The sequence below is a fragment of the cyanobacterium endosymbiont of Braarudosphaera bigelowii genome (assembly GCF_020885515.1).
Taxonomy (GTDB): Bacteria; Cyanobacteriota; Cyanobacteriia; order Cyanobacteriales; family Microcystaceae; genus Atelocyanobacterium; species Atelocyanobacterium thalassa_A.
Genome location: NZ_AP024987.1, coordinates 503,479 through 516,710 on the forward strand (window position 1 = coordinate 503,479; position 13,232 = coordinate 516,710).

Here is a 13,232-nt window from a genome sequence, read left to right on the forward strand (position 1 = left end):
TTAAGGCTTGCAATCTATTTTGCATAATTTATGTGGAAATTAACACATTAGTGATTAAAACATTTGTTATATGATATAAATCAAAGAAAAAGTTAATCAGAAATATAATTTACGTTTAATCAATTCAATTAATTTAAATATGAAATTTGTCTGTAGCCAAAGTGATTTCAGCAATAATCTATCCTTAGTTAGTCGAGCAGTGCCCACTCGACCTACTCATCCCATCCTAGCAAACGTTTTAATGATTGCAGATGCCACGAAACAGAAAATCAGCCTAATGGCATTTGACTTAAGCCTAGGAATAGAAACTAGTTTTGATGCCAATATCAGCGAAGAAGGTCAAACAACTTTACCAGCAAAGCTTCTTAATGATATTGTATCCCGATTACCTGAAGGGGAAATAAGCCTTACAAGTGAAAAAATAAAGGATGATCAGACAGGATTACTATATCTTAAGTCAGCATCAGGTAAGTTTCAGATAAAAACAATAAGTGCAGATGAATTTCCTCCTTTACCAACGATTGAAAATGATGAATTTATTGAATTACCTATTCTTACAATAACAGAAGGATTAAGAGGTGTACTGTTTGCATCAAGTAGTGACGAACTTAAACAAGTATTAACTGGGGTTCATTTAAAAGGAACTGCTGATAACTTAGAATTCGCTGCAACAGATGGCCATAGATTATCAGTGGTAGAAGCTATAATATCTTCAAAGACAAGTAGACATGAAGAAGATAGAATTGTTAAAGTCAAAAATTTAGATGAGTTCTCAGTTACGATTCCTGCGAGAGCTTTAAGAGAATTAGAAAGAATTATTCATAATAATAGTGATTCTAAGGTTGTTCAATTACAAATAGATGATGTTCAAGTTATATTTTATCTAGGGAAACAAAAATTAACTATTCGTAAATTAGATGGAGATTATCCAAAATACCATATGTTAATACCACAACAGTTTGAGCACATCATAAGCCTAGACAGAAAAACTTTTTTAAATAGCCTTGAACGAGTAGCTGTATTAACAAGTCAAAAGAATAACTTAGTAAAATGTATTTTTAATCATAAAAAACAAATGATTCTTTTGTCTGTAGAAACTCAAGATTTAGGAAGTGCTGAAGAATCAATAGAAGCAAAAATAACAGGAAAAAGTGGTGATATAGCTTTTAATATTAAATATTTAATAGATGGCCTAAAAGCTCTATCTACTAAAGAAATTAAAATGCAACTTAATGAAGGAAATAAACCAGTTATTTTTAATCCTTTAGGTGGTTTAAAGATGACATACTTAGTAATGCCAGTTCAAATAGTCAAATGAATAATTTAAATCAATGTTCATTTTTGACATAACTTATAGTTTGTTTAACTTTCGTCCTGATTAAGGATATTTTTTAATATGTAAATTTATCTAAATTATTTTTGAGCCAACTAGCATCTTCTTTCCGTTTAATTTTTAATTCTAGAACACGTATTCCAGAAGAAGGTAAAGGATTTAACAGTTGTTTCAAATGTTGCCAGTCTTTAATGCTAGTGTGTTGAATGTCATAAGTGTTGCAAAGTTTTGCAAAATCAATATTTTGGGGAGTAACAAAGTAATCTTCAAATAAAGACTTATCTTTCGAAATAGGCAACATCTCAAAAATACCTCCTCCACTATTATTTACTAAAATAATAGTTAAATGTCCTTTAAACTTTTTGCTGATGAGAAATCCATTTGTATCATGTAAAAGAGCCAAATCTCCAGTAACTAAAATGTTTTTGCTGCTATTCTGAGCCATACCTAAAGCACTGGATAAGGTACCGTCTATACCATTGGCACCTCGATTGAAATATGGTATCAATTCTTTATTATTGGGTAACCAAAAGAACTCTGCATAACGTACTGACATGCTATTAGCAATAAAAATTTTAGTTTGGTGAGGTAGTATTTTAGAAAGAATAAAAGGTAATTTTGCCTGCAATATTGAATCTATCTTAATAAAAATTGACTCAATATTTTGATTAACATTATCATTTATTGTTTTCCATTTTGTTAAATAGTCTGAACTTAATTCCGTAGGTGTAATATTTCTTAAATCTAAATTTTCGACAGATGAACATATCGAAAAACTATGATTATGAAGTGGATCAAAATTATCTGAAGAACTATCAATTAACCAACATTGAGCTTTAACTTTTTCTAACCATTCTCGTAACCTCTTACTCGTAGGAAATTGTCCAAATTGGATAACTATATCCGGTTTCAAATACTTACTTAACTTTTGATTATATAGAATAGTATCGTAAGTATTAATCAAATTGGAAGTTTTACTTGCAAAATTTCTTAGCGGAGATAAAGCTTCTGCTAAGATCGGATAATTTAAAAATTTGGAGATAAAAGCAATATTTTCGCAATAAAGAGACGGATTAGTGGAATTATTTACTCCCGCAATAATAATTCCTTTTTCGATAAATTTCCATTTGTTTAAATAGTTAGATATATCAAGTTTAGAATGATTACTTGGATATATTTTGCCATGTTCATAAATATCTAGAAAAAAGTCCCTAAAATCTGTTCTAGAAGGAAATAGCTCAATTTCTGGTTGAGTAAATGGTGTTAAAGGTTCGCGAAAAGGACAGTTGAGGTGAACGACACCTTTATTAGGAAAAAAGGATTTATTCCAAGCGGAGACTATAGTTTGCCTCAAATAGCTTAATAATTTCATTTCTATAGAAGGCAAAGATAACTCAGTATACCAATTACAATAACTTCCATATAATTTAACCTGATCAATCGATTGTCCAGCATGACAATCTCTTAATTCTGGAGGACGATCTGCAGTTAAAATTAATAGCGCAGTCTTACTTTCCTTTGCCTCGATAACTGCTGGATAAAAATTTGCTCCTGCTGTTCCAGAAGTACAAATCAAAACTACAGGTAAACAAGAGCGTTTTGCTATACCCAGTGCAAAAAAAGATGCTGATCGTTCGTCTAAAATTGGTATAGTTTCTATGTTGGGGTGATTCGCAAATGCTATAGTAAGAGGTGTCGAACGAGAACCAGGACAAATAACGGCCGTTTTCAAACCTAAATTAAATAAAGTTTCTGCAACTATAGAAGACCATAAAGTGTTAGTATTACGAAAATCAAGATTTTTTATCAATTTCTTACATCTAAAGTCTATTACGAATTTTTTTCCTTGACATGATTGATCAGGAAAATTTTAGTCATTGATTTCAAAGTCTTTCTTATAATTATCAAAGTTACTTATAAAGTATTTGACAGTAATTAAAATAAAAACTTCTAACTTAATTATATATTTAATCTATTTGCATATGAAAAAGATATTAGTTTTTCCTAGTTTTTGAATAAGAAATCTAAAGAACTTGTTTTATAAAAATAATATCAATTAATGCAGTTTCAAAAATCTATAAACTTGTTTGGTTTATACGCTTAAAAATTTTATTTTTTAGCTAAAAAATATCTTCAGTAATTAATTTCTGGCAACCTATGAAAATAAAAAAGGCGTTTAGAATTATTCTAAATGCCTCATACATTCAATATTACAGATTCTAAATACAATCTATAATGCATTTGCTCCAGCAACTACTTCCATTAACTGCTGAGTAATTGCTGCTTGACGAGCTTTATTGTATGCCATTGTTAGAGACCCAGCCAGTTGGGTAGCATTATCACTAGCATTACTCATTGCAGTCATTCTAGCCGCTAGTTCACTAGCAGCTGATTCTTGCAATGCTCTAAGTAACTGGTTATTAATATATAGAGGCAATAAAGCATCTAAAATTTGAACTGGATCCTGCTCAAAAATCATATCTTGAGATAGGTTATGAGCAGGCTGTTCTAAGTGTTCCCGTTCAACTTTGAACTTGCCTTCACGAGTTATTAGACGAAAAATTTCATCATCTTCAGCTTCCAATCCTTGTAAGCTTAAAGGAACTAAAGTTTGTACAACTGGACTAGAATTAATTAAGGAAACGAAACGAGTATAAATTAGTTCGACTCGATCCACAGTTTCTGATAAAAATAAAGATACCAATTCGTCAGCAATGGGCATTGCATCATCACTTGTAGGAATTTGCTCTAGACCTGTATATTTTGCCTTTACAGATACTTCTCGTCTTGAGAAGTATTGAGTAGGCTTGCGCCCAACGGTTATCAAGCAGGGAGCAATTCCTTGGTCCTGTAATTCTTTAATACGTTTTTCTGCCCGACGAATAACGTAACTGTTATAACCTCCACACAATCCACGGTCCCCTGCAATTACTACAACCGCTACAGTTTTTACTGTTCTCTGTTTCAATAGAGATATATCGACATCTCCATACTTTAAACGATTTAGTAAATTGTAAAGAACATTAGTTAAAATATTAGCGAAGGGCCGAGTAGAAACAACTCTCTCCTGAGCACGGCGGACTTTAGCTGCTGCTACCAAGCGCATAGCTTCAGTAATTTTTTTGGTATTTTTGACCGATTCAATACGATCTCGAATAGCTTTAAGGTTAGCCATAATATTTAGTAATTATTTATCGGACTCTCGTCATGTTGAATCTGTAACTAATTTTTTAATCTCTCATTAAGGGTAAACATTAAGTTTACCCTTACTTGACTAAGCAACAAATACTTGTTTGTATTCTACAATTGCTTCCTTCAACAATTTTTCTGCTTCATCAGTGAGTTTTTTCTCACCCTTGAGAATTTCAACATATTTGGGCTTACTATTAGCTATGTATTCTCTCAGTCCAATTGAGAATTCTAGAGCTTTTTCTACTGGTACCTCATCAATATAACCATTTAGACCAGCATAGGCTATAGATACTTGTTCCCACACAGATAAAGGAGAATTTTCAGATTGCTTTAGAATTTGACGTAACCGTTGACCCCGTGCAAGTTGAGATTGAGTTGCTGCGTCAAGATCAGAAGCAAACTGAGAAAAGGCTTCTAGCTCTGCAAATTGAGCTAACTCTAGTTTTAGTTTACCTGCAACCTGCTTCATCGCTTTTGTTTGAGCAGCAGATCCAACTCTACTAACAGAAATACCTGCGTTAATAGCAGGACGGAAACCAGAGTTGAACAAATCACTGGAAAGAAATATTTGTCCATCTGTGATAGATATCACATTAGTTGGAATATATGCTGATACGTCTCCAGCTTGGGTCTCAATAACAGGTAAAGCAGTCATACTACCTTCACCCAACTCTGGACTAAGTTTAGCTGCTCTTTCTAACAGACGAGAATGAATATAGAATACATCACCGGGATAAGCTTCTCTTCCTGGTGGACGACGTAGTAGTAAAGACATTTGACGATAAGCTTGTGCTTGCTTAGTCAAATCATCATAAATAACTAGGGTATGCTTACCTTTATACATGAAGTATTCCGCTAGGGTAGCTCCTGTATAAGGTGCAAGATACTGTAGAGTAGCAGGATCATTTGCATTAGCTGCAACTACAATAGTGTAGTCCATTGCACCTTTCTCTTCCAATGTTCCTATAACTTGTGCTACGGTTGATGCTTTTTGTCCAATTGCAACATAAACACAAATTACATCTTCAGATTTCTGGTTAATTATAGTATCAATGGCAATAGCAGTTTTTCCAGTTTTACGATCACCAATAATTAGCTCTCGTTGTCCTCTACCGATAGGAATCATTGCATCAATAGCTGTAATTCCAGTCTGCAAAGGTTCACATACTGATTTTCGAGCAATAATACCAGGAGCAGTAGATTCAATTAATCTAAAATCTGATGTCTTGATATCTCCTTTACCGTCAATTGGGCGGCCTAGAGAGTCAACCACCCGACCAACCATTGCTTCTCCTACAGGGACTTGAGCAATTTTTCCAGTAGCTTTAACAGTACTACCTTCTTGAATATCCAAGCCGGTCCCCATCAAAACAGCCCCAACATTGTCCTCTTCTAAATTAAGGGCGATTCCAATCGTTCCGTCTTCAAATTCCAACAATTCTCCTGCCATAGCCTGTTCTAAGCCATGTATCCGAGCAGTTCCATCTCCAACCTGAAGAACAGTTCCGACGTTGGAGACTTGAACACTCTGATCATAAGATTCAATTTGTTGGCGAATAATGCTACTAATTTCGTCAGGTCTGATACTAACCATAATGGGGTTTTTTAACAATTGAATGAACTACAATGAGAGAAAATTATAAGGTTCCGTTAAGACTTACACTTATACGTCGTAACTGGCCTCGAAGACTAGCATCAAATACTTGGGAGCCAATTTTGATAATGAATCCTCCAATTAAATCAGGATCCTTACCTATCTCCATTTCTACTGACTCAGCTCCAGTCAAACCTTTAATTTTATCGCTAATGGCAGAACGCTGTTCCTCGCTTATTTCAGTTGTAACAGTCACTTCAGCGAGAACAGTGTTAGTTAATTTTCTTGCCAAATCTATATATCTTTGGCAGACAGCTTGAAGTAAAGCGATTCTTCGCTTTTCTATTAGAAGCATTACAAAATTACAAAAATACTGATGAGTATTTTTCCCAATAATCTTATTTAGTACAGACTTTTTGTCCTCGTCTTGAATAACAGGAGAACTAATAAAAGCTTTTAGCTCTGAGGAATCTTCTAGAATCTGCAAAACAGTTCTACAGTCTTGTTCAACTAATCTCGTGATTTTATGGGACTCAGCAATAGACATCATAGCTTGAGCGTAGGGCTCTGCAATTTCTGCATTAACTAATGATCCTTTCACTATGAACCTCCTAACCGATTAATGCTACGGTTAATAAGCATTTGCTGAGCATTATTATCAACCTTGGACTTTAATTGCTCTTCTGCCTTGACAACAGCTTGTTCCGCAATTTGTTTCTTCAACTGTGCAATTACTCTTTCTTGCTCAGAGGAAAGATCTGCAGCAGCGGTTTCTTTAAGACGAACAATATCTTGTTCATTCTGAGCTAAAATTTCAGCTTTAATAGCTATAGCTCTTTCTTGAGCAGCTTTGTGAATTTTTTCTGCTTCAATTTGAGCTTGGGCTAATTTTTTCTCTTCCTGAGCCAAAGAAGTAATTGCTTGCTGTTGTTTTTTTTCAGCTTCTTGAATAGACAGGGCTATTGCATTGTGCCTTTCACTGAGGGTATCTCCTATGGCTTTACGTCCGTAGAATATTAAAATACCAACAAGAATGGTTAAGTTGAAAATGTTACTTTCCAAAAAATCGAAATGAAGCCCAATTAAGGGTCCATTTTCAGCGTGACTTTCAGCGACTAATAATAAAGAATCGATCATACCGGTTTATCACCCAAAGGACGGCGTCGTTACTTGATTAACTCTGGACCTAAAAGCTTTTCCAGAATTTGATGACTTAAAACATCGACTTGTTTTTCTAGAACTTTTAGAGCATCTTGGCGCTGTTGTGCAATTTCTTTAGCAACAGCTTCTTTTTTAGCTTGGGCTTCTTGTTGAGCAATAACAATTGCTTCATTAGCAATTATTTTAGCCTCTGACTGAGCTGAAATGACAATCTCTTGAGATTGTTTTCTTGTCTCTGATAATTGTTGTTCATACTGAGCAGCCAGCTCTCTAGCTTTATCTAAATGCTCTTTCCCACCTATTTCTTGCTGACGAATATAATCAGCTCGCTTGTCTAGTACCTCATTAAGAGGCTTATAAAAAATGGCATTTAGAACAACTGCTAATAAGATAAATTGCAATGCCATGACCGGCAAAGTTGCGTCAAAATCAAACATAACTTACTCAACTAGATCTTTTACTTTATGATTGAGAGGCAGCCATATGGCTGCCTCTATTAATCGACTAAATCCTAAATGAAGGGATTAGCAAATAAGAGAACAAGAGAAATTACTAAACCATAAATGGTTAAAGATTCCATAAACGCTAGAGTTAAAAGCAGAGTTCCACGAATTTTTCCTTCAGCTTCTGGTTGACGAGCAATCCCAGAAACAGCTTGACCTGAAGCATTACCTTGACCAATACCAGGTCCAATGGCAGCTAAACCAACAGCTAGGGCGGCAGCAATAACGGAAGCAGCAGCGATAGTAGGATTCATGTTAATTCTTCCTCAATTTTATTGATAAAACAAATTAGAAGCTAATTGTCAACTTAAATAGTTTAGGAGTATAGGTCTTAAAAACAAGACTAGAAATAGTTAGTTCTGTCTCTACAAACTCCCAATAAGTAAGGACCTGAGTTAATAATGGAAACTTTATATCCATCTCCTCTGTCTATTGTCTTACGTTTTGGTCATTTTTGCGTAACAGATATTTTCCTTTTTGATAGTCTGTTTAATTAGAACCTTACTCTTATTAATGTCCTTCTTCCTCTTCTGATTCAATTGCTTCGTGAATATAAGCTCCTGCCAGGGTAGCAAACACTAAAGCTTGAATCGCACTAGTAAATAGTCCTAGTGCCATTAGTGGTAATGGCACTAGTAGAGGAACAAGAAATACAAGTACTCCTACTACTAATTCATCAGCCAGAATATTACCAAACAGACGGAAGCTCAGAGAGAGAGGCTTGGTAAAATCTTCTAAAATCTTAATAGGTAGTAAGATAGGAATAGGTTGAATATAATTAGCAAAATAACCTAAACCCTTCTTGCTAAGACCTGCGTAAAAGTAGGCTAAAGACGTTAGAAGTGCTAATGCAACAGTCGTGTTAATGTCATTAGTAGGAGCAGCTAATTCACCTTCTGGAATTTCTATAAGTTTCCACGGGATTAGAGCTCCTGACCAATTGGAGACAAAAATAAACAAAAATAGTGTCCCAATAAAGGGTAACCATTGTCGATAATGTTTTTCTCCGAGCTGGTTTTTAGCCAAATCTCGTAGAAATTCTAAAACATACTCCATAAAATTTTGCATCCCACTAGGAACTCGTTGAATATTACGAGTTGCAGATAGAGATGCAATAACCAATAGGGCAATGACAAACCAAGAACCAAGGAATACTTGTCCATGTAATCTTAGATTGCCAATTTCCCAGTACCAGTGCTTGCCAACTTCTAAGGCAGCAAAGAATAAGGTGTTTGAAATGTATAAACCATGTAACATTGTCATTAGGTAGAATTTACCAAATCTGGTCACTGAATGGAATCTCAATCGCTCTTTCGCGCTGAAACCATTACGCTTTGTATGGTATAAGCAACTATAGCGACTTTATAAGTCAAAAATCCCAAGAAGACTGGGACAATGTAAAGTTTTTGCCATTGACTAGCCACGATAATTGTAGCCGCAAATAGAATTAATCCTTTATTACCTAATTTCTGTTGTGAGGTTCCAATTCGTTCTACCTCTCTCGCCAACATTTTTAAATAAACAACTCCTACAAGTGCTCCTAATAGATAGCTAAAAGCCAAATGTAAAGAGTGGAATATCCAGACACATATGAAGATGATCCCTGTAAGTACTACGCTTAGCAACATAAGTGTGCGCTGCAACTGATAGTAATCTTTCATAGAATCAGCCTGAATTGTTTCTGTATTAGAAGTTTGAGAGACAGAACTAGTTAATTGCATACAGTTACAGGTTTTTATTTGACTTAAAATCAGCCTATATAAAACCAAGGCAAATTTAAATCTGTAATTCTAAGTGAGGCTCGTAAGAAAACTTGATAAACTGTTGAAGTAAATCATTAAATATTTCCTACTACTTCATCCATCGTGTTAGAGAAAGCCTTAAAGCGAGTCACTGCTAATAATATCATGTTGATGTAACAACATGAATAGAGGTACTGTGCCGGCAGGTATAAGTTAAGAAAGTATTAAACATTTAAATATAAAATACTAGGAAAGTATGATAAATATAGAACAAAAAATGATCATAAAAACTTTAAGCACAGTCATAAATGGCAAATAACATTTAATTAATTACCTATATAGGCAAACGGTTTGCAAAAAAAAAACTATATATTTATTACTTTTTAGGCAATAAGTGATATGGATTACAACTAATGAAGTAATAAGAATTATTACTTTGTGAAAATATTTATTTGTAGAAATGTTTCGATAATGTCTCTCAAGAATAAAACTATTGATTAGTACTTTAGTCATTTAAGAGTGGTTAATTAAAAAAATCAATTTGATTTTTTTAATTAACCACTACAAGCTCTTTGTTTTAAATAATAATTGGCAATATTAAAATTTAAATAAAATATAATGTTACTAAATATAGATGACATAATATTATTAATAGAGATTTATAGCGTATCTTATTTAAACAGACCCACTATATTCCTTAAGATAAATGAAATTTTAGAATTTAATTACCTTTATTTTATTCCGTCACGTTTAAACTGTTAAGTATAAAATTTTATAAGATTTTCTTTCAAGCTTTATAAGAATACTGTGTCTTAGTAATAAAAGCAGCTTGCAAAAAAGATCAAATATCATTTATGTTACTTTTTTAAATTCATGAAAAAATAAGATAATCATGTTCTTAAAATAAGTATCTTATTTTTTTATATTATGCTCCTGACATTTTTTCTATTTTGCTAATATTCCAGAAATGTCTATCTGAGATGAGGTTTTAGAATTCTTTAAATAAATTTTACTCTTTCTATTTATTAACTCAGTTACTAATATGACTAAGAAACCAGAATAACAATTTAATGTATGACTAAGTCACTTATGCTTATTTTCATCCTTTAAACATTGAAATATTAAGTTGATAATTATGTATTTTTTTTATTTGAATTTAAAGATTTAACGTTATATTTTTGATATGATGACTAGTGATTAATATTATTAGTCAATGGTTATCATTAACATAAGAGTAAAGGACATTGAAAAATTATGACCAATACAAATTCTACTCCCTTAATGGGAAAAGCATTACTTCAAAAGGTGAAAGAATTATCTCATAAACCTCGAAGAGAAACTGCTAAAGAGTGTGGATATTATTCAGTAACAAAAGATGGACAAATTCGTGTTAATTTGACCGATTTTTATGATGCAGTTTTAGGGGCTAAAGGAGTTCCCCTTGAACCTGGTTCTACTAAAGATGGGCGAGGCCGTGAACCCACATTTCGTGTTAGTGTCCATAAAAACGGTCAGATTGTCATAGGTTCTACTTATACAGAGCAAATGGGACTAAAACCAGGTGATGAATTTGAAATTAAACTTGGTTACAAACATATTCACCTTAAACAAGTTGATATTGAAGAAAAAGAAGCTGCCTAGACTGTTTTTAATTTCGATAAATGTAAATGACATTACTAACTAGGATTAAAAAAAATAGTCATTAAGCCTATTATTTAGGCTTAATGACTAAGAAGCAAAGAAGATTTTTTTTAGTATTATTAACATCTCACTTTTAGATATGTACCTAAAAGTGAGATATGTTATGGTAAATAATAAATTAATCTATAATCCGCTCCACAATGTCATTAAGAGCAGTACGAAATAGTTTAGATTTGATTCTAAATGGAATTGAATGGGAAGCGATATTATCTTCCCGCTTAATTCAACAATTATCAGTATTTATTAAAACTTTTTCTAGCGAAATTCAAGTTATTTCACTAGTATTTACTTGGTTTATTGTTTGGTCACCTATTGCTTTTTTTATAAGCAAAAAAATTAAATGGAGACCTTTTGAACCATTAAATCCTAGTCAGAAATTATTACTACTCATTCCTTTATATTTATTAGTTCCTCCTTTAATATCCTTAATGTTAATCAGAGAACATAAATCTTTGGCCAACTATGGATTAGTTTTTAAATATGATTTTCTGGTTGACTTTTTTGTAGGTTTATTAATAAGTTTACTTAGTTTAATAGTTTTATTTAAACTAGAAGAAAAATTAGATTACTTAAAATGGAATTTTGAGAATAAAATTACATTAAATAGAATTTTATTACCTACTTTAGGTTTAGCTTTATGGATAGGATTGACAGAAGAATTAATATTTAGAGGAATAATACAAACAATCTTAGAAGATAACCATAATATATTAATAGCCGGTGTTATCTGTAGCATAGTCTTTGCATTACTTCACTTAGTTTGGGAAAGAAAAGAAACTCTTCCTCAACTACCAGGATTATGGTTGATGGGTATGGTTTTAACTGAAGCGAAATGGGTCCATAATGGTGATTTGGGATTACCATGGGGATTACACACAGGATGGATCCTAGGAATTTCTTTGTTAGAATCTACAAAATTGATTACATATAAAGATTTAAAGGGTAATTATATAGTTGGAATTGGACAAAAACCTTTAGCAGGTATAATGGGGGTCTTATCATTACTAGTTACTGGCATCGTTCTGTGGTCTTTTACTATCATTTAAAGCCAACCATAAACTTACAGAACATTATCATAAATAATTAGTTTTATCAAAAATACGTTCTAGAAGTTTTTTAAAACTAAATCATTGATCATAAAATTTATGTTCATTCAATCTTATAAAAATTTTCTGGGTATTGAAAGAGTAACAATTCCAATTACAGGACTACCTAATGATCTAGATCAAATAAAAATTGCTCAGCTATCAGATTTTCACTATGATGGACTCTCTCTTTCTAATTCATTACTCATAAAAGCAATTCAGTATAGTAATGCAGAAAAACCAGATCTGATTTTATTAACAGGAGACTATATTACCAATTCAACTGATTATATATATAATTTAGCTTCACAGTTAAAGTTACTGAAAAGCCAAAAGGGAGTTTATGCAGTCTTAGGCAATCATGATATCTTATACAAAAATGGAAAATCCATAATAACAGAAGCACTAACTCATGCAAATATAAAAGTTCTTTGGAATGAAATTGTTTACCCTTTAGGCATGTATTTACCAATAATTGGATTAGCAGATTTTTGGTCACAAGAATTTAATCCTGAAGTTGTCATAAATAAATTATCTGTATCACAACCTCGTCTAGTTCTGTCCCATAATCCTGATACAGCTAGTATTTTAAAAAAATGGCGTGTTGATTTACAACTATCAGGTCATACTCATGGTGGACAAATCATAATTCCGGGTTTTGGACCATGTTTAATGTTATTCCAAAAAATATATAGAATAACACCTCATAAACTACTAAAATATTTTCCCTTAGCTAAATATAGCTCAAGTATTGTAAAGAATTGGAAATGGAATTTAGGATTACATACAATAGGAAAGAATAAACTATACGTAAATCGAGGATTAGGGACTTATTCACCAGGGAGATTCTTTTGTTCTCCAGAGCTAACAATAATTACTTTGGTTAAAAGTAGTAAATAGTTAATTTGTGCTAAAGACCAT

13 protein-coding genes are annotated in these 13,232 nt (G+C 32.7%); 4 read left to right on the plus strand and 9 right to left on the minus strand.

The window, feature by feature from the left end; translation table 11 throughout:
• Window positions 1-139: 139 nt before the first annotated feature.
• The gene (gene dnaN / locus LPC16_RS02150; protein ID WP_229637563.1) at window positions 140-1,318 is read left to right on the plus strand and encodes a DNA polymerase III subunit beta; all 1,179 of its coding nucleotides are present in this window, start codon (window positions 140-142) and stop codon (window positions 1,316-1,318) included.
• 73 nt (window positions 1,319-1,391) lie between these two features.
• Here the strand turns inward: dnaN and menD are convergent, their stop codons facing one another.
• The 9 genes from menD to LPC16_RS02195 all read right to left on the minus strand — a co-directional run bounded on the left by menD (window position 1,392) and on the right by LPC16_RS02195 (window position 9,504).
• Window positions 1,392-3,143 (minus strand): 2-succinyl-5-enolpyruvyl-6-hydroxy-3-cyclohexene-1-carboxylic-acid synthase, encoded by a 1,752-nt coding sequence (gene menD / locus LPC16_RS02155; protein WP_229637564.1) that lies wholly within the window; start codon window positions 3,141-3,143, stop codon window positions 1,392-1,394.
• Window positions 3,144-3,563: 420 nt separating this feature from the next.
• On the minus strand, window positions 3,564-4,508 hold the full coding sequence (locus LPC16_RS02160) for a F0F1 ATP synthase subunit gamma (RefSeq protein WP_229637565.1): 945 nt from the start codon (window positions 4,506-4,508) through the stop codon (window positions 3,564-3,566).
• 99 nt (window positions 4,509-4,607) lie between these two features.
• Window positions 4,608-6,119 (minus strand): F0F1 ATP synthase subunit alpha, encoded by a 1,512-nt coding sequence (gene atpA / locus LPC16_RS02165; RefSeq protein ID WP_229637566.1) that lies wholly within the window; start codon window positions 6,117-6,119, stop codon window positions 4,608-4,610.
• A gap of 43 nt (window positions 6,120-6,162) precedes the next feature.
• Window positions 6,163-6,720 carry an ATP synthase F1 subunit delta gene (gene atpH, locus LPC16_RS02170; RefSeq protein ID WP_229637567.1) on the minus strand — a complete coding sequence of 186 codons (558 nt, stop codon included), beginning with the start codon at window positions 6,718-6,720 and terminating at the stop codon, window positions 6,163-6,165.
• On the minus strand, window positions 6,720-7,256 hold the full coding sequence (locus LPC16_RS02175; protein WP_040054675.1) for a F0F1 ATP synthase subunit B: 537 nt from the start codon (window positions 7,254-7,256) through the stop codon (window positions 6,720-6,722). Before LPC16_RS02175 ends, atpH begins: the two co-directional genes overlap by 1 nt.
• A gap of 29 nt (window positions 7,257-7,285) precedes the next feature.
• Window positions 7,286-7,717, minus strand: a complete 432-nt coding sequence (locus LPC16_RS02180; RefSeq protein ID WP_040054676.1) for a F0F1 ATP synthase subunit B' — start codon at window positions 7,715-7,717, stop codon at window positions 7,286-7,288.
• Window positions 7,718-7,791: 74 nt separating this feature from the next.
• Window positions 7,792-8,037 carry an ATP synthase F0 subunit C gene (gene atpE, locus LPC16_RS02185; protein WP_040054677.1) on the minus strand — a complete coding sequence of 82 codons (246 nt, stop codon included), beginning with the start codon at window positions 8,035-8,037 and terminating at the stop codon, window positions 7,792-7,794.
• A 256-nt stretch (window positions 8,038-8,293) separates the two neighbouring features.
• Window positions 8,294-9,046 (minus strand): F0F1 ATP synthase subunit A, encoded by a 753-nt coding sequence (gene atpB, locus LPC16_RS02190; RefSeq protein WP_229637702.1) that lies wholly within the window; start codon window positions 9,044-9,046, stop codon window positions 8,294-8,296.
• Between the two features lie 38 nt (window positions 9,047-9,084).
• Entirely contained in the window at window positions 9,085-9,504 is a 420-nt protein-coding gene (locus LPC16_RS02195; RefSeq protein ID WP_229637568.1) for an ATP synthase subunit I, read from the minus strand.
• A 1,275-nt stretch (window positions 9,505-10,779) separates the two neighbouring features.
• On the opposite strand from LPC16_RS02195, the gene LPC16_RS02200 reads away from it, so the two are divergent.
• From LPC16_RS02200 to LPC16_RS02210, 3 genes are all read left to right on the plus strand, one after another.
• Window positions 10,780-11,166 (plus strand): AbrB family transcriptional regulator, encoded by a 387-nt coding sequence (locus LPC16_RS02200; RefSeq protein ID WP_040054680.1) that lies wholly within the window; start codon window positions 10,780-10,782, stop codon window positions 11,164-11,166.
• A gap of 200 nt (window positions 11,167-11,366) precedes the next feature.
• Complete coding sequence (locus LPC16_RS02205; RefSeq protein WP_229637569.1) at window positions 11,367-12,272, plus strand: CPBP family intramembrane glutamic endopeptidase; 906 nt, start codon at window positions 11,367-11,369, stop codon at window positions 12,270-12,272.
• Window positions 12,273-12,371: 99 nt separating this feature from the next.
• Complete coding sequence (locus tag LPC16_RS02210) at window positions 12,372-13,211, plus strand: metallophosphoesterase (protein WP_229637570.1); 840 nt, start codon at window positions 12,372-12,374, stop codon at window positions 13,209-13,211.
• Window positions 13,212-13,232: the final 21 nt, after the last annotated feature.